This window comes from Pseudoxanthomonas japonensis, assembly GCF_043632995.1.
GTDB classification, from domain to species: domain Bacteria; phylum Pseudomonadota; class Gammaproteobacteria; order Xanthomonadales; family Xanthomonadaceae; genus Pseudoxanthomonas_A; species Pseudoxanthomonas_A japonensis.
This window is the reverse complement of record NZ_CP171632.1, coordinates 2,296,517-2,318,429: the sequence shown is the minus strand read 5'-3', so window position 1 is coordinate 2,318,429 and position 21,913 is coordinate 2,296,517. Positions and strand designations below refer to the sequence as shown.

General features: G+C 68.1%; 16 protein-coding genes. 6 read left to right on the top strand and 10 right to left on the bottom strand.

Translation table 11 applies throughout. The features are described 5' to 3' along the window. Positions 1-92: 92 nt before the first annotated feature. Together ACGHX3_RS10630 and rne are read right to left on the bottom strand one after the other, a co-directional pair. A complete protein-coding gene (locus ACGHX3_RS10630) occupies positions 93-833 on the bottom strand; it encodes a hypothetical protein (RefSeq protein WP_394694931.1) in 741 nt (246 codons plus the stop codon). 146 nt (positions 834-979) lie between these two features. Beyond that, complete coding sequence (gene rne, locus ACGHX3_RS10625) at positions 980-4,180, bottom strand: ribonuclease E (protein WP_394694930.1); 3,201 nt, start codon at positions 4,178-4,180, stop codon at positions 980-982. 385 nt (positions 4,181-4,565) lie between these two features. Here rne and ACGHX3_RS10620 point away from each other — a divergent pair, with 385 nt between their 5' ends. Next, positions 4,566-5,564, top strand: coding sequence for an RluA family pseudouridine synthase (locus ACGHX3_RS10620; protein WP_394694929.1), 999 nt, complete (start codon positions 4,566-4,568; stop codon positions 5,562-5,564). Position 5,565: 1 nt separating this feature from the next. On the opposite strand, the gene ACGHX3_RS10615 is transcribed toward ACGHX3_RS10620, so the two are convergent. Together ACGHX3_RS10615 and ACGHX3_RS10610 are read right to left on the bottom strand one after the other, a co-directional pair. Further along, positions 5,566-5,979, bottom strand: coding sequence for an energy transducer TonB (locus tag ACGHX3_RS10615; protein WP_394694928.1), 414 nt, complete (start codon positions 5,977-5,979; stop codon positions 5,566-5,568). Next, complete coding sequence (locus tag ACGHX3_RS10610) at positions 5,979-6,326, bottom strand: 4a-hydroxytetrahydrobiopterin dehydratase (RefSeq protein WP_213604167.1); 348 nt, start codon at positions 6,324-6,326, stop codon at positions 5,979-5,981. Before ACGHX3_RS10610 ends, ACGHX3_RS10615 begins: the two co-directional genes overlap by 1 nt. Positions 6,327-6,420: 94 nt before the next feature. Between ACGHX3_RS10610 and ACGHX3_RS10605 the strand changes: the two genes are divergently transcribed. Together ACGHX3_RS10605 and ACGHX3_RS10600 are read left to right on the top strand one after the other, a co-directional pair. Then, positions 6,421-7,017 carry an NfuA family Fe-S biogenesis protein gene (locus tag ACGHX3_RS10605; protein WP_162337924.1) on the top strand — a complete coding sequence of 199 codons (597 nt, stop codon included), beginning with the start codon at positions 6,421-6,423 and terminating at the stop codon, positions 7,015-7,017. 15 nt (positions 7,018-7,032) lie between these two features. Continuing rightward, a complete protein-coding gene (locus tag ACGHX3_RS10600) occupies positions 7,033-8,685 on the top strand; it encodes a hypothetical protein (protein ID WP_394694927.1) in 1,653 nt (550 codons plus the stop codon). A gap of 167 nt (positions 8,686-8,852) precedes the next feature. On the opposite strand, the gene ACGHX3_RS10595 is transcribed toward ACGHX3_RS10600, so the two are convergent. Then, positions 8,853-9,308: a cytochrome c gene (locus tag ACGHX3_RS10595; protein ID WP_162337926.1), complete on the bottom strand. Its 456-nt coding sequence runs from the start codon at positions 9,306-9,308 to the stop codon at positions 8,853-8,855. 7 nt (positions 9,309-9,315) lie between these two features. Beyond that, the gene (locus ACGHX3_RS10590; RefSeq protein WP_162337927.1) at positions 9,316-9,714 is read right to left on the bottom strand and encodes a c-type cytochrome; all 399 of its coding nucleotides are present in this window, start codon (positions 9,712-9,714) and stop codon (positions 9,316-9,318) included. A gap of 298 nt (positions 9,715-10,012) precedes the next feature. Between ACGHX3_RS10590 and ACGHX3_RS10585 the strand changes: the two genes are divergently transcribed. From ACGHX3_RS10585 to ACGHX3_RS10575, 3 genes are read left to right on the top strand one after another with little or no spacing between them, the layout of a single operon-like run. Then, on the top strand, positions 10,013-11,155 hold the full coding sequence (locus ACGHX3_RS10585; RefSeq protein WP_394694926.1) for an efflux RND transporter periplasmic adaptor subunit: 1,143 nt from the start codon (positions 10,013-10,015) through the stop codon (positions 11,153-11,155). A 59-nt stretch (positions 11,156-11,214) separates the two neighbouring features. Continuing rightward, positions 11,215-14,667 (top strand): efflux RND transporter permease subunit, encoded by a 3,453-nt coding sequence (locus ACGHX3_RS10580; protein WP_394694925.1) that lies wholly within the window; start codon positions 11,215-11,217, stop codon positions 14,665-14,667. Then, positions 14,664-17,777, top strand: a complete 3,114-nt coding sequence (locus ACGHX3_RS10575; protein WP_394694924.1) for an efflux RND transporter permease subunit — start codon at positions 14,664-14,666, stop codon at positions 17,775-17,777. The genes ACGHX3_RS10580 and ACGHX3_RS10575 overlap by 4 nt, the downstream gene beginning before the upstream one ends. 68 nt (positions 17,778-17,845) lie before the next feature. Here ACGHX3_RS10575 and ACGHX3_RS10570 read toward each other — a convergent pair whose 3' ends face one another. The 4 genes from ACGHX3_RS10570 to ACGHX3_RS10555 form a co-directional block, all read right to left on the bottom strand. Next, entirely contained in the window at positions 17,846-19,081 is a 1,236-nt protein-coding gene (locus ACGHX3_RS10570; protein ID WP_394694923.1) for a TraB/GumN family protein, read from the bottom strand. A 16-nt stretch (positions 19,082-19,097) separates the two neighbouring features. Then, a complete protein-coding gene (locus tag ACGHX3_RS10565) occupies positions 19,098-19,628 on the bottom strand; it encodes a GNAT family N-acetyltransferase (RefSeq protein ID WP_394694922.1) in 531 nt (176 codons plus the stop codon). A gap of 9 nt (positions 19,629-19,637) precedes the next feature. Further along, entirely contained in the window at positions 19,638-20,522 is an 885-nt protein-coding gene (locus ACGHX3_RS10560; protein ID WP_394694921.1) for a carbon-nitrogen hydrolase, read from the bottom strand. A gap of 82 nt (positions 20,523-20,604) precedes the next feature. Beyond that, complete coding sequence (locus ACGHX3_RS10555) at positions 20,605-21,912, bottom strand: NTP/NDP exchange transporter (RefSeq protein WP_394694920.1); 1,308 nt, start codon at positions 21,910-21,912, stop codon at positions 20,605-20,607. Position 21,913 lies beyond the last annotated feature (1 nt).

The following is a 21,913-nucleotide window of genomic DNA, read 5'->3' as shown; positions in this document are numbered from 1 at the left end:
CGTTCGCTGGGACGACGGCGGGGTTGTCGATCAGGGCAGGTGCGTCATTCCAGCGCACGCTGGAATCCATTGCGAGCACGCGAGTGTGCGCTCTAGCGCGCAGGCTGCGCCTTCGCTTCCATCGCCGCAGTGCAGGTCTGCAGTGAGTCCACCATGGTGTCGGCAAGCCGGGTAGCGCGTGACTCCAGCGCGGCACGCGTCTCGCCGTCGGTGGGAACGCCCAGCACGGCGATCTCGTAGCGGCTGCCGCCATGCACGAACAGACGGTGGACGGAGAGCGAGCGCAGCGGTTCCTCGGGTGCGTTCAGCAGGGGGCGCGCGACGGGAAAGGGTTCATCGGGATCGTCGTCGCCGAGGTTCAGCAGGCGCATCCGCACCGTGGGGCCGAAGGACGATGTGCCGGTGTCGACGCGGTACCGTTCCGCCGAAGCCACCGCCGCGACGGCGCGCGCGGTGTCGTACTCGTGCTGCAGCAGGATCCGGTACTCGTCGGCCGGGCTGCGATCCTTCGGTACGGTGGAGGTCACCACATAGGCACTCAGGTCGTTCTCGTATCGCAGGCGGTAGAACGAGATCGCGCCGCCGCCCAGCGTGCCGTGGACGACATCCCTGGCCGGTCGGAGCGGCGGCATGTCGATGCAGTAGACATCGAGGAACTTCCACTCGAACAGAAGCGACTGTGCGCCGCCCGTGCCCTTCACCTGATAGGGGCCCTCGGCCCATCCGCGGACGCTGCGTTGCTGGGCGCCCGCCTGGAACGGCAGCGCGGCAAGCAGGGTGGCCGTGGCGATCAGGACAAACGTCGCACACGCGGGCAGGGTGGTTCGCTTCATGACAGGCATCCATGCACTGGGAACATGGACGGACTGTAGTCGCCTCGCTGGAGTCTTGCCAACCCGCGCGGAGCCGGGGGGCTGAAAACGACACTGGCCGCTTGCGCGGCCAGTGTTTTCCTGCTGCTTCGACGCAGCGCCTTGGGTCAGGCGCTGCGTTCCTCGTTGCCGTCGTCGTCGTGCTTGTCGCCCTGGGCGACCTCGTCGGCTGGCTTGACTGGCGTGAACGCCGGCTCGAACAGGCTGCGCGTGACCGACGGCGGCGTGTCCGCATCGGCGACGAAGAACAGCGAGCCGGTGGCCGGCGCGCTGACGGGCTTCGGTGCGGCCGGCGTCGGCACGGCGGCCGCGACGGGTGCTTCGGTTTCGGCAGTCGCTTCGTTCACCGCGTCGACCAGGTCGATCTGCACGGGCTCGTTGCGCACGGCGGCGACCACCGGGGTCTCCACGACCGTTTCCACGGTCTCGACCGCGGCGACGGCCGGCGTCGGTGCTTCGACCGCCTCGACGATCACGGGCTTGACGGCGACGGGAGCCGGTTCGGCGGCGATCTCGGCCTTGACCGTGTCGACGATGGCGGCGGCAGCCGGTGCTTCCTGTTGCACCGTGGCGGTCATCTCAGGCTGGACGCGTGCGGCTTCGGCCTTCACTTCCTCGATCACTTCGGTGGCCGCGACGGTCTCGACCACGGCCGGGGCGGGCACGACGGCCGGCGTCGCGTCGGTGACCGGCGCGGGCTCCGCGACGGGCGCAGCGACCGCGGCGGCCAAGACCGGTGCAGCAACGGCGGCAGCAGCGGCCACCGGTGCGGTCGGTTGCGGCTTCGGCGCACGCGGCGTGGCGATGGCCGGCTCTTCGTCGTCGAAGTCGAACTCCGGCTGCGAACGGTCGGCGACCGGGGTGTCGTCGTCGCTGCCCAGATCGTCGGCCAGCATGCCTTCTTCGCCGGTAGCGCCGGCTTCGCCATTGCCGCGGCGGCGGCGACGGCCACCACGACGGCCACGGCGGCGGCGGCCACCTTCACCGGTGTCGCCCTCGGCGGAAGGCGCGGCCTCGCCGTCGACGGCGACCGTGGCGACCTGCGTCGCATCGGTATCGATCGCCGGTACGTCGGTTGCTGCGACCGGCGTCGGGGCAACGGCGGTGGCGGTGCGCACGGCGGTGTCCTGCGTGGCGACGACCATGGCGGCGGCCGTCGTCACCGCATCGGCGGCAACCGGCGCGGCCGGCTTGGCGGGCGCGTCCTGTTGCGGCGCGCGCGGTTGGCGCTGGCCCTGGCCTTCCTGCTGCGGCTTGCCACCCTGCTGGCCCTGCGGCTGCCTGGGTGCCTTCGGCTGCTGCGCGTTGCCCTGGGCGTTCTGCGGCTGGCCCTGCGGCTTCTGTTGCTTCTGGCCCTGCTGCTCGTTGCGCGGCTTCTGCTGCTGGGCGTTGCCGCCCTGCTGCTTCTCGCCCTTGCTGCGCTCGTCGCGGCGGTTGTTGTCCTGCTTGCCGCCCCGGCCCTGGTTCTGCTGGCCGCGGTTGTCGCGGTTCTCGCGACGGCCGTTGCCGTTGCGGTCGTTGCGCTGGCGGTTGTCCTGCTGCGGACGGGCCTGCGGGGCAGGGGCCGCGGCTTCGCCACCACCGAACAGGCGCTTGAAGAAGCCGACGACGCCGCCCGAGGCGGGCGCGGCGACGACGACCGGCGCCACGGCCGGAGCCGGTGCGGCCACCGGTGCCGGCGCCTCGCGCTCTTCGCGCACCGGGGCCGGCTGCGTGTGCTTGACGTGGGTGACGGCGGGCGCGGCCGGGATGTTGAGCTGCGCCTTGGTCAGCGCATGCACCGGCAGCTTGCGCTGGGTGCCGCGATGGTAGCTGGGCTTGCTGCTTTCTTCGCCGAGCTCGTTCTCGCGGATGCGGGTGACTTCGTAGTGCGGCGTGTGCAGCGCTTCGTCGGCGACGATGATGACCGGCGCGTCGTGGCGCTGCTCGATCTCGCGCAGCGCGCTGCGCTTCTCGTTGAGCAGGAAGTTGGCGATCTCGAGCGGGGCCTGGATCAGCACCTGCCCGGTGTTGTCCTTCATCGCGTGCTCTTCGGCCACGCGGATGATCGACAGCGACAGCGACTCGACGCTGCGCATGCGGCCATGGCCTTCGCAGCGCGGGCAGACGATCTGGCTGGACTCGCCCAGCGAGGGACGCAGGCGCTGGCGGCTCATCTCCAGCAGGCCGAAGCGCGAGATGCGGCCGATCTGCACGCGGGCGCGGTCGTACTTCAGCGCGTTCTGCAGCTTGTTCTCGACTTCGCGCTGGTGCTTGTTGCTCGACATGTCGATGAAGTCGATCACCACCAGACCGCCCAGGTCGCGCAGGCGCAGTTGGCGGGCCACTTCCTCGGCCGCTTCCATGTTGGTGTGGAACGCGGTCTCCTCGATGTCGCCGCCCTTGGTGGCGCGCGCCGAGTTGACGTCGATGGCGGTCAGCGCCTCGGTCTGGTCGACCACGATGGAGCCGCCGGAGGGCAGGCGGACGTTGCGTTCATAGGCGCCTTCGATCTGCGATTCGATCTGGAAGCGGTTGAACAGCGGGATGTCGTCCTTGTACGGCTTCAGCTTGCGCAGGTTGTGCGGCATCACCTGCTGCATGAACTCGCGGGCGGTCTCGTACAGCTCGTCGGTGTCGACCAGGATCTCGCCCACGTCGCTGCGCAGGTAGTCGCGCAGAGCGCGCACGATCAGGCGGCTTTCCTGGTAGATCAGGAACGGGGCCGGCTTGGTCAGTGCGGCTTCGGCGATGGCCTTCCACACGCTCAGCAGGTAGTCCAGGTCCCACTGCAGCTCTTCGGCGTCGCGGCCGACGCCGGCGGTGCGGATGATCACGCCCATGTCGTCGGGGATGGCCAGCGCGTCCATCGCCTTCTTCAGTTCGGCGCGGTCGTCGCCCTCGATTCGGCGCGACACGCCACCGGCGGTGGGCGAGTTCGGCATCAGCACCATGTAGCGGCCGGCCAGCGAGATGAACGTGGTCAGGGCGGCGCCCTTGTTGCCGCGTTCGTCCTTGTCCACCTGGACGACGACTTCCTGGCCTTCCTTCAGCAGCTCGCGAATGCCGGCCTTGTTGTGGTCGACGCCGGCCTGGAAGTAATCGCGGGAGATTTCCTTCAGTGGCAGGAAGCCATGGCGGTCCGCGCCGTAATCGACGAAGGCGGCTTCCAGGGAGGGCTCGAGCCGGGTGATGCGGCCCTTGTAGATGTTGGACTTCTTCTGTTCCTTCGACGGCTGTTCGATATCGATGTCGTACAGGGTCTGACCGTCGACGATGGCCACGCGCAGCTCTTCGGCCTGCGTGGCGTTGATCAACATGCGTTTCATTGTGCGTTCCTCGCGCGCTGCTACCGCGCGGAACGCCATGGGGTTTCGCTTCTGGAACGTTGCACCGCCCCTTGCGCAGGCGCAGCGGGGCGGCTTCGGGTTTCCAGCGCTACGACACCACGGCAGGCCGCGGGAGCGCTTTCTTTCTAATAGGTGTTGCGGGGCCGGAGGCAGCTTCCCTCAAGAGGGGGCGCCACGCGGGACATGTTCAGCATCAGGTGCCGTCACGCACCCGGCGGTATCCGGGCCTGCCGATCAGCCGCTAACATGGCCGCCCCTGGGGCGGTGGCCGCGCACTTGCCGGAATCGCGGGGAGACGGGCTTCTGGCCCAACTGCAACTCCCTGCGAAATCAAACCCTTATCTCGCGCTCCGAGTGTAACAGAATGAATGGCTCCAACCCCAGTCCCCCCTCCGAGAAGCCGGCTGCAGGCGCCAAGACCGCCGTGCGGACGGTCACGGTGCCGGAAGACCGGGGCGGGCAGCGGCTGGACAACTTCCTCTTGGGGCAGCTGAAAGGCGCGCCGCGCAGCCTGGTTTACAAGCTGGTGCGCAGCGGCCAGGTGCGGGTGAACGGCGGCCGGGCGAAGGCGGAGCGGAAGCTGGAAGGCGGCGATGAAGTCCGAATTCCGCCCGTGAGTCTCGTCGAAGTGGGAGACAAGGTCGCGCCGCCAAGCGGCTTCCTGAAGCGGATGGAGGCGTCCATCGTGTTCGAGGACGAGCGCCTGCTGGTCATCAACAAGCCGACCGGCGTGGCCAGCCACGGCGGCAGCGGCATCAGCCACGGCGCCATCGAGACGATGCGCGCGCTGAGGCCGAACCAGACGCTGGAACTGGTCCACCGTCTGGACCGCGACACCTCCGGCCTGCTGGTGATGGCCAAGAAGCGCTCGGCCCTGTCCGAACTGCAGGCGCTGCTGCGCGAGGACAGCGAAGACGGCACCCGCGGCATCGAGAAGCGCTACCTGACCCTGCTGGTCGGCCGCATGCCGGATGGCGTAATGAGCGTGGACGCGGCGCTGCACATCGGCCTGCGCCAGGGCGGCGAGCGCCACGTGCAGGTGCATCGTGACGGCAAGGAATCGCTGAGCCACTTCCGCGTGCTGGAACGGCGAGGCGGGCACTCGTACTGCGAGGTCCGCATCGAGACCGGCCGCACCCATCAGATCCGCGTGCATGCCCAGCACATCGGCCATCCCGTGGCGGGCGACGACAAGTACGGCGACCCGGCGGTCAACAAGCGCCTGCGCGAGCAGGTGGGCCTGAAGCGGTTGTTCCTGCATGCCGCCTCGCTGCAGTTCGCGCTCGACGGTGGCAAGACGCCCTACGTGCTCAGCGCGCCGCTGGCCGAGGATCTGGCGGACGCGCTGGAGCGGTTGGGCTGAGTCAGCCCGCGCCCTGCGCGAAGCAGCGCGTCGGCTTTTCCAGCACCGGCGGGAATGTCACCGGCACGTTGATCGTGTGGGTGACCGGCTGACCATTGCGCGTGGCGGCGCGGAACTTCCAGGTCTGCACGGCCGCCAGCGCGGCCTTGTCGAGCGCGGCATTGCCACTGCCCTGTACCTGGGCAACGCGGGCGGGCACGCCGTCCTTCTCGATGGTCACGCGCAGTACGGTGGTGCCGCCCTCGCTGTTGCACTCGGCCTCGGCCGGGTAGGCAGGCGGCGGGGTGTCGATCGCGGCCAGTTCGGTCGGTGCGATGAGCGGCGCGGCGGCCTCTTCCGCCTTCTTCGTGCACGCCGACAGGGCGAACACGCCGGCGAGCAGCAGCATCGGTGATACGGGGATACGACGTTCCATCAGGATTCTCCCAGCAAGGCGCTGGCCTTGGCCGCGCAGATGAAGTCGTTCTCGCTCAGGCCGCCGACGTCGTGCGTGGAATAGCGCACGACCGCGCGGTTGTAGTGCACGCCAAGATCCGGATGGTGGTCTTCGGCATGCGCGATGAAGGCGAGGGCGTTCACGAATGCCATGGTCTCGTAGTAGTTGTCGAACGGGAACGTGCGCAGCAGAGCGTGGCCTTCCTCTGCCAGCTCCCAGCCGGGAATCTGGGGCAGCAGTTCGGCGATGCGGGCCGGCGGCAGGCGGTGTTCGCTGCCGCGCAACGGCACGCAGTGCGCGCGGGCCAGGGGGATCAGGTCGGACATGGCGGCTCTCCTGCGGGGGCGACCAGTCTGAACGAAGTGCGACGACCGGTCAGTGAACGTGAATGCCCGTCGGGCTGGCGGCTAGAATAGCCGCATGATCCAGATTTCCGACAGCGCGCAGGCGCACTTCCGCAAGCTGATCGAACGCGAGGCGCTGCCTGGCTTGGGCGTGCGCCTCAGCGCGGTCCATCCCGGGACGGCGCAGGCGGATGCGCGACTGGAGTTCGCCGAACCGCGCGACCTGGCCGGCGACGAATGGGCGGTGGACTGCGACGGTTTCACCCTGTACGTCGATGCGGCCAGCGTGCACTGGCTGGACGGTGCCGACATCGACTATGTCATGAAGGGCGCCAGCACCCAGCTGACCATCAAGGCGCCGCGCATCAAGGGCGAAGCGCCCGGCGAGGCGGCTTCGCTGGTCGAGCGCGTGCGCTGGGTCATCGACAACGAGATCAATCCGCAGCTGGCCTCGCACAAGGGGCGGGTGGCAGTGGAAGAAGTGGGCGGCGATGGCGTGGTATGGCTGCGCTTCGGTGGCGGCTGCCACGGCTGCGGCATGGCCGACGTCACCCTGAAGCAGGGCATCGAGAAGACGCTGATGGCGCGTGTGCCAGGCGTCACCGCCGTCCGCGACGCGACCGACCACGGGACCGGCGACGCGCCGTACATCCCGCGCGGCAACGCGGCCTGACGGAGCCGACCGCCGGTGACGAACGCCACCGACGTCATCGCACACCTGCTGCCGCGCAAGGCGGCCCCCATCGTCGAACGCCAGACCGGCCTGCCTTTCGGGTGGGGCCTGTGGTTGCGCGCGCTGCCCGAGCGGCTCGGCAGGATCACCAACGAGAAGGTCGATGCGATCCTCGGCGTGTTGGCTTCGCATGCGCCGACGGCAAGGCGCGCCACGCCCTTCCTGCCCGGGCGCATGCTGGCGCTGCGTTCGCTGTTCTACCCGGGTTGGGGGCCGCCGCCGCGCGAAGAGCGCTGGATGCGCTGGGCGGCGGCGGTCAGCAGCGGCATGCTGCATCTGGTGTTCTTCCTGTTCCTGCTGTGGGTGGCGCTGGTGCAGATCCCGCCACCGCCCGACGAGGCCGGCGACAGCAGTCGCGTGCGCCTTGAAATGATCGGCGAGGGCAGCCCGGACGAAACCGGCGGCGCGACGCAGGCTGGCGAAACCGCCGCCGAGCAGACGGCGAGCGCGGCGCCTGCGGCGAGTCCGTCGGCGACGCCGGCGCCGCCCCAGCCGCAACCCGGCGAATCATCGCCTCCGCCAACGGAAGTCGCGGCCCCCACCGTGGCGATGGACGTGCCGCCGCTGCCGCCGCGCGATGTGCCGGTACCCGAGATCGCGGATCAACCATTGCAGGTCACCGAAGTCGCCGAACCGACCCGCGCCTTCGTGTTGCCGTCCGTCACGCCGCGCCAACCGGAGATCACCCAGCCGGCGCAGCGGGAGGTGGGTGTGCCCAACCGCGAGATTCCCACCCCGGTCACCGCACCCGTCGTGCGCCGCGATACACCGGTGCGTGCCATCGACGTGCCGGCGATGGCCACGCGCGACGCTGAGGTCCGTGAGCGCGAGATGGCCACGCCTGCGCCGCAGATACGCACGGTGCCGGTACCGTCGCGCGAGGTGTCGCCGCGTGCCGTCGCGACGCAGGAGCGCAATGTGCGGCAGGCCGAGGTCCGCGAGCCTTCGCCGCGGCCGTCTCCAGCGCCAGCGCCTGCCGTCACCACGCCGTCGACGACGGGGTCATCGAGTACGCCTTCGACGGCGAGCACACGGGCACCATCGACGGCGACCGCCGCACCGCGTGGCACCACGGCGCCCACGTCGAGCAATGCAGGCCCGGCGCCCGCAACGAAACCCGGTGGCTGGAGCACACCGGCACGCACGGACGACTGGGGCAATTCGCGCCGCAACGTGGCAGGCGACAGCGCTGCCGACGGCCGCGACCAGGCGGGGCTCTACAACGCCGACGGCAGCCTGCGCGTGCCCGGCGACGCCGGCGAGGCGACAGCACAACGCGGCGCGCCTGGCGGCGGCAACGACCAGTGGACGCGCGAGCGACTGGATGAGGCGGGCACGTGGCTGCAGCGGCCACCCTACGATTACGAACCGACCAGTTTCGACAAGTACTGGGTGCCCAGCGAGTCGCTGCTGGCGGAATGGGTGCGGCGCAACGTGCGCGAAGTGGACATCCCCATCCCCGGCACGAACATGAAGCTCAAGTGTTCGATCTCGGTACTCCAGCTCGGTGGCGGGTGCGGACTGGGCAGCCTGTTCCCGGAGCCGCCGAAGGCGCGGCCGCCGCCGGAGATTCCGGTCAAGCGCACGCCGATTCCGACCGACAGCTGATGACGAGAGGTGCGCGGTGCGATGCGGGAGCGACGCGAGTCGCGATGGGGTGCCGCGGTGGTTCATCGCGACTTGTATCGCTCCCACAGAAGCCGCGGGTGTCGCCGCAAACAGGAACGGAGCCTTGCGGCTCCGTTTCTGCATTCCCGATGAGGGAAAGACAACGCTCAGCGATGCACGTTGTGCAGGTCGCGCAGCTGCGAGGGGCGCGAACCGAAATAGGCGGCGAGGTCGGAAATGTCCTGATCGCTGAGATTCGCGGCCTGCGGCGACATCAGTGCGTGCTGGCGGTCGCCGCTGCGGTAGGCCTGCAGTGCGTGCGCCAGGTAGTCGCCGTACTGGCCACCCAGCTTGGGGTAGGTGTCGTCGATCGGCGCATTGCCGTCGGCGCCATGGCAGTCGATGCAGCTCTGGCCGGTCGCCTGGCCCTTCGCCTTGGCCAGTTCCTCGCCCTTGGCGATGTGGCCCTTGGGCAGGCCGGCCGACGAGCTGGAACCGTGTTCGCCACTGGCATGGCCCGGGTTTTCGGCCGAAGCCTCGGTGTTTTCCTTCGAGCAAGCCACCAGGGCGAGGGCCGCGAACAGGACGATGGCTAGACGCTGGGCGTGCTTGGCGTTGGGCATGGTGGTCTTACTTGACGGTGGAAAGGAATGCGGCGATGTCGGCGATGTCCTGGTCAGAGAAGCTCTGCGCCTGGGCCTGCATCGTGGGGTGCTTGCGGTTGCCGGTGCGGTACTCGGTCAGCGCATTGGCGAGGTAGTCGGCCGACTGGCCACCGATCTTCGGCACCTTGAAGCTCGGATACGCATTCTTGTAGCCGACGATGCCGTGACAGCCCTGACAGGTGTAGGTCAGCGTGCGGCCGGTGTCGGCATTGCCGACCAGCGGCTTGGGTGCGGCGGCGGGCGCCGTGGCCGGTGCGGCAGCTTCGGTCGCCGGCGGCGCGGCCTGGGGGTCCTGTTGTGCGGTCAGGGCGGCCAGCGGAAGGGCGGCCAAGGCAAGGCAAGCGGCGAGCGGAAGCAGTCGCATCATTCTCGTGGAACTCTCAGGTTGCGCGCGCCGCGTACCACCGCGGCGCTTGGCTGAACGCAAGTATAGCCTGCGACCGAATGTCGCGCACAGGCAGGGCGTGGCCAACGCGAAGGGCCGTCAACCTGCGTAGGCGGTTTTTGCAACGTGCACCCTCGGCCTCGCGCCTGCCAATACGCAGGTGGTGCGCGCAGCACGACGTCCGACGCAAGTCACCATGACCTTCGGCGCATGGAAGTCATTCAGGGGTGATATACCTTCATACAACACCACCACAACACCACCACGGTACCGCCCCATGTCCCGACCCCGCCCCCATTCCGGCCGTTCCTACCTGCGCCTCGCACTGGTGCCCGTCCTGTGCGGCCTGCTGGTCCTGTCCGCCTGCAAGGGAGGCGGCCCCACGCCGGAGGCCCAGGCCAAGAACGGCGAAGGTCCGAAGGAACCCGATGCCGTGCCGGTGGAGGTGGCCAAGGTCACCCATCGCCCGGTCGCTGCCAGCTACAGCGGCACCGCGGCGCTGGAGGCGTTGGGCGAGTCGCAGGTGGTCGCCAAGACGTCTGGTGTCGCCCTGGCCGTGCTGGTCGAAGAAGGGCAGGTGGTCCGCGCCGGCCAGGCGCTGGTACGGCTGGACCCCGACCGCCTGCGCCTGCAGGTGGCCCAGGCCGAAGCGCAGATGCGCAAGCTGGAAAACAACTACCGTCGCGCGCAGCAGCTGGTCGAGCAGCAGATGATCAGCGCCAACGACGTCGACCAGATCAAATACGACCTGGAGAACGCGCGCGCCATCTACCGCGCCGCCGCGCTGGAGCTGTCGTACACCACGGTCACGGCGCCGATCTCGGGCGTGGTGGCGTCGCGTTCGATCAAGTCCGGCAACTTCGTGCAGATCAACACGCCGATCATCCGCATCGTCGACCAGTCGCGTCTGGAAGCCACGTTGAACGTGCCGGAGCGCGAGCTGTCCACGCTGAAGGCGGGCCTGCCGATCGCGCTGGCGGTGGATGCGCTGCCCGGCAAGGTGTTCCAGGGCACGGTGGACCGCATTGCGCCGGTGGTGGATTCGGGCAGCGGCACCTTCCGCGTGGTGGGTTCGTTCGCCAGCGATGGCGTCCTGCAGCCGGGCATGTTTGGCCGCATCCGCATCGACTACGACCAGCGCGCCGATGCGCTGGTGGTGCCGCGCGTCGCGCTGCTCGACGACGGCGACCCGGCGGTGTTCGCGGTGCGCGACGGCAAGGCGGCGCGCGTGCCGGTGAAGGTGGGCTACGTGGACGGCGAATGGATCGAAGTGCGCGAAGGCCTGAAGGCCGGCGAACAGGTCGTCACCGCCGGCAAGGTCGCGCTGCGTGAAGGCAGCGCCGTGCAGGTGATCGGCGCCGAACCGGCCAAGGTCGCCGCCAAGCCGGAAGCCGCCAAGACCGCCGGAAGCAAGCAATGAGCACGCCTGGCCACGCACCGGGGGATCATGACCCCCACGCAACGGGTGGAGATGGAACGATGGGCGGCGGACTGGTCGAGTTCTCGACACGTCGCCGCGTCACCGTGGCGATGTTCTGGATCACGATGTTCCTGTTCGGCGTCATCGCGCTGGGCTCGTTGAAGGTCAACCTGCTGCCCGACCTGAGCTATCCCACGCTCACGGTGCGCACCGAGTACACCGGCGCGGCACCGTCCGAGATCGAAACGCTGATCAGCGAGCCGGTGGAAGAGGCCGTCGGCGTGGTGAAGAACCTGCGCAAGCTGAAGTCGGTGTCGCGCACCGGCCAGAGCGACGTGGTGCTCGAGTTCGCCTGGGGCACGGACATGGACCAGGCCAGCCTGGAAGTCCGCGACAAGATGGAAGTGCTGCAGTTGCCGCTGGAAGCGAAGGCGCCCGTGCTGCTGCGCTTCAATCCCTCGACCGAGCCGATCCTGCGCCTGGTGCTGTCGAACAAGCAGGAGCCGAAGAACGATACCGACGCGGTCCGCCTGCTCACCGAACTGCGCCGCTACGCCGACGACGACCTGAAGAAGAAGCTCGAGCCGGTCACCGGTGTGGCCGCGGTAAAGGTCGGCGGTGGCCTGGAAGACGAGATCCAGGTCGACATCGACCAGCAGAAACTCGCCCAGCTCAACCTGCCGATCGACACCGTCATCCAGCGCCTGCAGCAGGAGAACATCAACATCTCCGGCGGCCGTCTGGAAGAAGGCTCGCAGCGTTACCTAGTGCGTACCGTCAATCAGTTCGCCACCGTCAACGAGATCCGCGAGATGCTGGTGACCACGCAGAGCGGCGGCGACAACGCCGCGGCGTCGGCGGCCGCTCAGATGGCGGCGATCGCCGCTTCGACCGGCTCGGCTGAAGCGATGGCGGCCGCGGCGTCGGTGCAGAGCGCCTCCGGCGGCGGCGGCAGCGTCATCGCCGGCGGCGTGCCGGTGCGCCTGAAGGATGTGGCCGAGGTCCGCCAGGGCTTCAAGGAACGCGAGGCGATCATCCGCCTGGCGGGCAAGGAAGCGGTCGAACTCGCCATCTACAAGGAAGGCGACGCCAACACCGTTTCCACCGCCGAAGCGCTGAAGGCCAAGCTGGAGCAGCTGAAACAGCAGGTGCCGCCGGATGTCGAGCTGACGATCATCGACGACCAGTCGTTGTTCATCGAACACGCCATCGCCGACGTCAAGAAGGACGCGGTGATCGGCGGCGCGCTGGCGATCCTGATCATCTTCCTGTTCCTGCGCGACGGCTGGAGCACGTTCGTCATCAGCCTGTCGCTGCCGGTCTCGATCGTCACCACGTTCTTCTTCATGGGCGAACTGGGCCTGAGCCTCAACGTCATGTCGCTGGGCGGCCTGGCGTTGGCCACCGGCCTGGTGGTGGACGACTCCATCGTGGTGCTGGAGAGCATCGCCAAGGCACGCGAGCGCGGCCTGGGGATACTCGAAGCCGCGATGGTCGGCACGCGCGAGGTCAGCATGGCCGTCGTGGCGTCCACGCTGACCACCATCGCGGTGTTCCTGCCGCTGGTGTTCGTGCAGGGCATCGCCGGCCAGCTGTTCCGCGATCAGGCGTTGACCGTGGCGATCGCCATCGGTATCTCCCTGGTCGTGTCGATGACGCTCATCCCGATGCTGAGCTCGCTGAAGGGCCGGCCGCCGCTGGCGTTCCCGGACGAAGCCCCGCACCCGCAGTGGAAGCCTGACGCGCGCTGGCAGAAGCCGCTCGCGGCGACCGGGCGTGGCGTCGGCGTGGCCGGTCGGGGCGCGTTCTTCGGCCTGGCGTGGGTGGTGGTGCGCGCGTGGCGTGGCGTGGCCGCCGTTGTCGGTCCGGTCATGCGCAAGGCCAGCGACCTGGCCATGGCGCCGTACAACCGCGCCGAAGCCGGCTACATGCGCCTGCTGCCGGCCTCGTTGCACCGTCCGTGGCTCGTGCTGGGCTTCGCGGCGGCCACGTTGCTTGTCGCGCTCGCCGCGGTGCCGATGCTGGGCGCGGACCTGATCCCGCAGCTGGCGCAGGATCGTTTCGAGATGACGGTGAAGCTGCCGCCGGGTACGCCGCTGGCGAAGACCGATGCACTGGTGCGCGACCTGCAGAACAAGCATGCGAAAGCCGAGGGCATCCATGCCCTGTACGGCGTGAGCGGCAGCGGCACGCGGCTGGATGCGAATCCGACCGAGAGCGGCGAGAACATCGGCAAGCTGACCGTGGTGATGGCCAATGGCGGCAATGAAGCCATCGAAGCCCGCGAGACCGAAGCGTTGCGCGCGACCATGAAGGACCACCCCGGCGCGCAGGTCGATTTCAGCCGACCGGAACTCTTCAGCTTCTCCACGCCGCTGGAAGTCGAGCTGCGCGGCCAGGATCTGGCCAGCATCGAACATGCGGGCCAGAAGCTGGCGGCCCTGTTGCGCACCAACCCGCACTACGCCGACGTCAAGTCGACCGTGGAGCAGGGCTTCCCGGAGATCCAGATCCGCTTCGACCAGGAGCGTGCGGGTGCGCTGGGCCTGACCACGCGCCAGATCGCCGACGTCGTGGTGAAGAATGTGCGCGGCGAAGTCGCCACCCGCTACAGCTTCCGCGACCGCAAGATCGACGTGCTGGTGCGTGCGCAGGAGGGCGATCGTGCATCGGTGGAGAGCATCCGCCGGTTGATCGTCAATCCTGGCAGTGCGCGTCCGGTGACGCTGTCCGCGGTCGCCGACGTCGTCGCCACCACCGGTCCCAGCGAGATCCACCGCGCCGACCAGGTGCGCGTGGCCATCGTGTCGGCCAACCTGCGCGACATCGACCTGGGCAGTGCGGTGCAGGAAGTGCAGAAGATGGTCGCCGAGAATCCGCTGGGCGCTGGCGTCGGCATGCATATCGGTGGCCAGGGCGAGGAACTGGCGGAATCGGTCAACTCGCTGCTGTTCGCGTTCGGCCTCGCCGTGTTCCTGGTGTACCTGGTGATGGCGTCGCAGTTCGAATCGCTGCTGCATCCGTTCGTCATCCTGTTCACCATTCCGCTCGCGATGGTGGGTGCGGTGGCCGCGTTGTTCCTGACCAACTCGCCGATCTCGGTGGTCGTGTTCATTGGCCTGATCCTGCTGGTCGGCCTGGTGACCAAGAACGCCATCATCCTGATCGACAAGGTCAACCAGCTGCGCGAAGCTGGCGTGTCCAAGCGCGAAGCTCTGATCGAAGGTGCGCGCTCGCGCCTGCGTCCGATCATCATGACCACGCTCTGCACGCTGTTCGGCTTCCTGCCGCTGGCCACTGCGCCGTTGTTCGGCAGCCCGGGCGCGGAAGTGCGCTCGCCGATGGCCATCACCGTGATCGGCGGCCTGCTGGTATCCACGCTGCTGACGCTGCTGGTGATCCCGGTGGTCTACGACCTGCTGGACCGCCGCGCCGACGATTACTACCTGGCGCGTGGCCGTCGCACGAAGAAGGCGGCGATGCCGGCGGATAGGGAGGGTGAACCCGCATGAGCGTCGCGGAGTTCAGCATCAAGCGGCCGGTGACGGCGGTGATGTTCTTCATCTCGCTGTTCGTGATCGGCCTGATCGCGGCCATCCGGCTTCCACTGGAAGCCTTTCCCGAGGTGTCGCCGCCCTTCATCTTCGTGTCGCTGCCGTACACCGGCTCGACACCGGAGGAGGTCGAGCGCACCGTGCTGCGTCCGGCCGAGGAAGCGCTGTCGACGATGGCCGGCATCAAGCGGATGGAGTCCAACGCCAAGGCCGAGGGCGCGCAGATCTTCATCCAGTTCTCCAACTGGGACCGCGATGTCGCCATCGCGGCTTCCGAGGCGCGTGAGCGCCTCGATGCGATCCGCGACGACCTGCCGGACGACCTGCAGCGCTACTTCGTCTTCAAGTTCTCCACCACCGACCAGCCGGTGCTGCGGGTGCGACTGGCCAGCAAGTCCGACCTGACCGGCGCGTACGACATGATCGAGCGCGAGTTCAAGCGGCGTATCGAACGCATTCCCGGCGTCGCCCGCGTCGAGGTGTCGGGCGCGCCGCCGAACGAGGTCGAGATCGCGATCAACCAGGACCGGCTGACCGCGCACAACCTCAGTCTCAACGACCTGACCACACGACTGCAGGCGGTCAACTTCTCGATCTCGGCCGGCGTCATCAGCGATGGTCCGCAGCGCTTGCGCGTGCAGCCGGTCGGCGAGCTGACCGACCTGCAGCAGTTGCGCGAGCTGGTGGTCGGCAGCGGCAACGTGCGGCTGGGCGACATCGCCGATGTGCGCCTGAAGCCCGCGCGGATGGACTACGGCCGCCGTCTGGACGGCCAGCCGGCCGTCGGCCTGGACATCTTCAAGGAGCGCAACGCCAATCTGGTGGAAGTGTCCAGCAACGCGCTGAAGGAAGTGGAGGCGATCCGTTCGCAGCCCTCGCTCAGCGACGTGCAGGTCAAGATCATCGAGAACCAGGGCGAGAACGTGACGTCCTCGCTGCTGGAACTGGCCGAGGCCGGCCTGATCGGCCTGGTGCTGTCGATCGTGGTGCTGTGGTTCTTCCTGCGCCATTGGCCATCGGTGGCGATGGTCACGCTGGCCATCCCGATCTGCTTCGTGATGACGCTGGGCTTCATGTACTTCGCCGGGGTGACGCTCAACATCCTGTCGATGATGGGCCTGCTGCTGGCCATCGGCATGCTGGTCGACAACGCGGTCGTGGTGGTGGAGAGCATCTACCAGGAACGCGAGAAGTACCCCGGGAACCCGGTGTGGGCGTCCATTGTCGGCACCCGCCACGTGGCCATCGCGTTGTCGGCCGGCACGCTGTGCCACTGCATCGTGTTCGTGCCCAACCTGTTCGGCGAGCGCAACTTCCTCAGCATCTACCTGGGCCAGATCGCGATCACCATCTCGGTGTCGCTGCTGGCTTCGTGGCTGGTGGCGGTCAGCCTGATCCCGATGATCTCGGCACGCCTGAAGACACCGCCGCTGGTGCGCACGGAAACCGGCATCATTCCGCGCATGCAGAAGCGCTACGCCGGCTTCCTGCGCTGGACGCTGGAACACCGCGGCTGGAGCGTGCTCGGCATCCTGCTGATCGTGCTGGTCAGCTTCGTGCCGATCAAGTTCACCAAGTTCGACATGTTCGGCAACGACGGCGGCGGCGAGGCGGAGCTCTACTACCAGTGGAAGGGCGCCTACACCAAGGAGCAGATGTCCGACGAAGTCCTGAAGGTCGAGCAGTTCCTGCAGGCGAACCGCGAGAAGTACCACATCACCCAGGTCTACTCGTATTTCAGCGAGCAGGGTTGGGGCGGTACGCAGGTGAAGTTCGATACCGACAAGGCCAGCGTAACCAAACCGCTGGTGGAGCAGTTGCGCAAGGACCTGCCCAAGTCGGCACGCGCCAACATCGGCATCCGCGGCGACGGCGGCGGGCAGGGGGGTGGCGGCCAACCGGGCCAGAGCGTGTCCTTCCAGCTGGTAGGCGATTCGACGCAGACGCTGTCCGAGATCGCGAACGACCTGATCCCGATCCTTGCCAAGCGCAAGGAACTGCGCGACGTGCGCGTGGACGTGGGCGACCAGAACAGCGAGCTGACCGTCCGCGTGGACCGCGAACGTGCAGCGGCGTTCGGCTTCAGTGCCCAGGAAGTGGCGCGCTTCGTCAGCCTCGCGCTGCGTGGCGCCCCGTTGCGCGAGTTCCGTCGCGGCGAGACGGAAGTGCCGGTCTGGGTCCGCTTCGCCGGCGCCGAGGACTACGGCACGGAGGATCTGGCCGGCTTCATGGTGCGTGCGCCCGACGGACGCACCGTGCCGCTGCTGAGTCTGGTGGACGTGGCCGTGTTGCCCTCGGCCACGCAGATCCAGCGCACCAACCGGCAGACGACGGTGACCGTGCAGGCGAACCTCGCCGAGAAGGTCACGGTGCCGGAAGCGCGCAAGGCGCTGGAGGAGACGCTGAAGGGCATGACGTTCCCGGCCGGCTACAGCTACTCCTTCGATGGCAGCGCGTTCCAGGAGGACGACGAAGCGATGGCGCAGATGATGTTCAACCTGCTGATCGCGCTGGTGATGATCTACATCGTGATGGCCGCGGTGTTCGAGTCGCTGCTGTTCCCGGCCGCGATCATGAGCGGCGTGGTGTTCTCGGTGTTCGGCGTGTTCTGGCTGTTCGCGCTGACGGGGACGACATTCGGCATCATGTCGTTCATCGGCATCCTGGTGCTGATGGGTGTAGTGGTGAACAACGGCATCGTGATGGTTGAGCACATCAACAACCTGCGCCGGCGCGGCCTGTCGCGCACCGATGCGCTGGTGGAAGGCAGCCGCGAACGCCTTCGCCCCATCCTGATGACGATGGGCACGGCGATCCTGGCCATGATCCCCATCGCGATGGCGAACACGCAGATGGCGGGCGATGGCCCGGCCTACGCCCCGATGGCGCGTGCCATCGCCGGTGGCCTGGCGTTCTCCACCGTGGTCAGCCTGCTGTTCCTGCCGACGATCTACGCGATCCTGGATGATCTGCGCAGCGGTACGGCAAGCACGATCAAGCGTGCCCGCCAGGGACGCGGCAGCACCGCGGCGACGGCCAGCAGCGTGGCCGCCCTGCGCGCGGAGTGAGTTTCAGCGGAAAGGAGAAAGCCGGGCATTGCCCGGCTTTTTCTTTGGGTGGTGCGTCGGGCGAAGGCTCAGCCGACGAGTTTTCCCAGCATCCGCAATCCGCCGGTCCACACGCCGATGGCGGTACCGAGGCTGGTCAGGAAGAAGTTCAGCAACACGCGCGCCACCCGGTTCTTCCACCAGCCGCGCATCGTCTGCACGTCGTCGCGCAACGCCATGAAATCCGCATAGGTCGGCTTGCGCAGCGTCGCTTCCACGAACGCACTGACGGTGCCCGAGGCGAGCGCCGGATGCAGCGGCGTGAGCGGGGAAGAGATGAAGGCCGCGAGGATGCTGAGCGGATGCCCGCCGGCGATCGCGCAGCCAATGGCGCCGAGGATGCCGGTGGCCAGCACCCACTGCAGCAGCAGGTCGGAGCCGACATCCACACCGCCCTGCCAGAAGCCCCAGGCGAAGCCGCCGATGAGGAACGCGCCGATGATGACCTCCATCCACGGAAAGCGCGACTTGGCTTTCACGACCTCGAGCGAGCGGCGGATCTCGGCCGGGTCGGCGGTGTCGTCCTTCAGGTGCCGAGTCAGGCCGGGCAGGTGCCCTGCACCCACCACCGCAAGCACGCGATACGGCGACGCCGCATCCGTCGGCTTGCCCGCGGCAACCTGGCGCAGGGCGGAAGCCATGTACTGGTCGCGCTCGGCAATGATGGTCTCGTACAACTGCGGGCTTTCGGCGGCGAACTCACCGAAGCTCGATTCCATCATGTCGCCCTGCTTGAGCTTCTCGATCTCGTCATCGCCGACTTCTTCGTCGCCGAACATGCTGGCCATGATGCCGGCGCCGACCTTGGTCCGCTGCCACCAGCCCAGCGATTGCAGCGCACGCTTGAAGGTCAGTCCGACCTCGCGGTCGATCAGGTGCACGGGCAGGCCGCGCGCCTTCGCATCCAGTGCGCCGGCCTTCAGTTCCTCGCCGGGCTCCACGCCGAGTTGTTCGGCCAGGCGCCGCTGGTAAGCGGCAAGCGCAAGATTGGCGGCGAACAGGTGGGTCTTGCCTTCGCGGATCACCTTCACCAGGTCCAGCCGCGACAGCGTGTCGGGATCGGTCAGCGACTGCAGGCGGCCCGGGTCCAGTTCCACCGCCACGCTGTCGTAGTCGCCGCTGGCCACGGCGGCGCGCACGGCATCGACGCTGGCGCGCGACACGTGGGCGGTGCCGAGCAGGGTGTAGCGCACGCCGTCGCGCTCGACGATCTCGTGGGGTTGTCCGTGCAGCGGGTCGGCAACGGCGTCAATCGATTCGGTCATCGGGTCGTTCGTCAGGTCAATCGTCTTTCGGAGGCGCGGCGGTGCCGTCGCCGAGGGGGCGCTGCATCTGCACGGTGTCCAGCCAGCGGTCGTGCTTCCAGGCGATGCCGCGGAAGATGCCGACCAGGGTGAAGCCGAACTTCTCGTGCAGGCGGATGGAGGCGGTGTTGGTGGGTTCGCCGATCACGGCAATCATCTGCCGGTAGCCGCGCGCTTCGCAGGCGTCGATCAGTGCCTGCATCAGTGCGGCGCCGATGCCCTGACCCTGCTGGCCGGGGACCACGTAGACCGAGTTCTCGACGGTCTTGCGATAGCCCGCGCGGGCGCGGTAGCTGCCGGCGTAGGCGTAACCCACGAAGCGGCCGTCGAGTTCTCCAACGAGGTACGGATAGCCCGCATCCAGCAGTCCCTGCATGCGGCGCGCCATCTCGGGCTCGTCCGGCACGTCGTACTCGTAGGTGTTGACGTGGTCGCGGACTTCATCCGCATAGAGGGCGGCAATGGCCGGCACATCGGCCGGCGTGGCGTCACGGACGATCAGCGGCACGCGCACGCCTCAGTCGATGTAGCGCTTGAGCAGGTCGCCGTACGCATCGATGCGACGGTCGCGCAGGAACGGCCAGATGCGACGCACGTGTTCGCTGCGCTGCAGGTCGACGTCGGCCATCAGGATGGTCTCGTCGCCGCCGGCTTCGGCGATGAATTCGCCCTGCGGACCGAGTACGTGGCTGTTGCCCCAGAACTGGATGCCGGATGCGCCGAGCGGCGAGGGCTCATGACCGACGCGATTGCAGCTCAACACCGGCAGGCCGTTGGCGACCGCGTGGCCGCGATGGCTCAGCACCCAGGCGTCGCGCTGGCGGTTCTTCTCCGGCTGTTCGTCATCCGGGTCCCAGCCGATCGCGGTGGGATACAGCAGCAGGTCGGCGCCGGCCAACGCCATCAGGCGCGCGGCTTCCGGGTACCACTGGTCCCAGCAGACCAGCACGCCGAGACGACCCACTGAGGTGTCGATCGGCGTGAAGCCGATGTCGCCCGGCGTGAAATAGAACTTCTCGTAGAAGCCCGGATCGTCCGGGATGTGCATCTTGCGGTACTTGCCCGCGATGCTGCCGTCCTTCTCAAAGACCACGGCGGTGTTGTGGTACAGCCCGGCCGCGCGACGCTCGAACAGCGACGACACCAGCACCACGCCATGCTGCTTCGCCAGCTTGCCGAGTCGCTCGGTGCTGGGGCCGGGGATGGGCTCGGCCAGGTCGAACTCGTTGACCGACTCGTGCTGGCAGAAATACGCGCCGTTGTGCAGTTCCTGCAGCAGTACCAGCTTGGCACCGCGCTTGGCGGCTTCGGCGACGCGCGCCTCGATCACCGACAGGTTGGCGTCGGCGTCGCCGTGGTTCTTTTCCTGGATCAGGGCAACGGGCAGGGTGGTGCGGCTCATCGTGCGAGGCGGGGGTATCGAGGGGGAGGGCGCATGGTACCGCGTCCTCTGTGACGGCAGGCGTCCCGGGGGTGAACGCCGGCTAGGTGGCCTCGCGCGCCGCTTCCAGCCGCTTCTGCCGCCGTCCCAGCGCCACGCCGGTGACCGCCCACGCCGCCGCCACGCCGGCACCGATAAACATCGCCGCTGCGGGATGTTCGGCGAGTACATCGAGCGCGCGCTTGACCCAACCGCTCAGCGCATCGCCACCGCGGTAGACGACGGTATCGATGAAGTTCTTCGCCTTGTATTTCTGCTCCGCGGGCACGACGGTGTACAGCATCTCCCGGCCGGGCCGCACGAAGGCGTATTCGCCCGCACGCCGTACCACCATCACCACCACGAAGACCGCGAACACCGGCGACAGCGCCAGCCACAGGAACCCGCCGGCCATGATCACGGGCACCGCCACCAGCAGCACGCCCACACCCAGCTTCTGCGCGATGCGGCCGGTGATGAACAACTGGCTGAGGATGGCCAGCGTCTGCACCACGGTGTCGATCAGGCCGAAGACCTGGGTCTGTTCTTCCTTGCTGGTGAAGCGCTCGGCGACCAGCTTGGCCTGTTCGAAATAGAGGAAGGTCGTGACCGTGGCCAGCAGCAGCACGAAGAAGGCGATGCCGAGCAGGTACGGCGAGCGGAATACGGCGGTCGCACCGGCGAAGGGATTGCCGCCCAGCGGCCGTTGCCGCTGTTCGGAGGAACTGGCGCCGGCGGGCAGCGGGTGGCGATCGCGCCAGCGATGCAGCCAGGTCGCGGTCGCCGCGCTGGCCCCGATCAGCACGGCCGAGACCAGCATCAGGCCGCCGTGCCCCAACGGCTTCACCAGCAACGTGGTGAGCAGCGGGCCGGCCAGGCCACCCAGGCTCGCGCCCGCGGCAATCAGTGCGAACAGGCGCTTGGCTTCGTGGCTCTCCATCACATCCGCCAGCACGCTCCATGCCAGCGAGATCATCAGCAGGTTGATGACCGACACCCAGATGTAGAACGTGCGCGCCAGCCACACATCGTCCGGCGTCGCCAGCATCGCGGCGCCATAGGCCAGCAGGCTGGCCACCACCATGCCGAACACCCACGGCACGATGCGTCGCCGTGCGACCTTCGACGCGATCCAGCCATACAGCGGCAGCACTACCAGGGTGGCGACGAAGGTGCCGGTGAACAGCCATTGCAGGTTGTCGACGCCGCCCGCGACGCCCATCGTTTCCCGGATCGGACGCAGCATGAAATAGCCGGCGAACAGCAGGAAGAACATCGCCAGACCGGCGCCGACCACCGGCGCTTCGTGGTCGCGGACATTGAACAGACGGGCGAGCCAGCCGGCAACGCCGGGCGCGGGGGGTGTCGACATC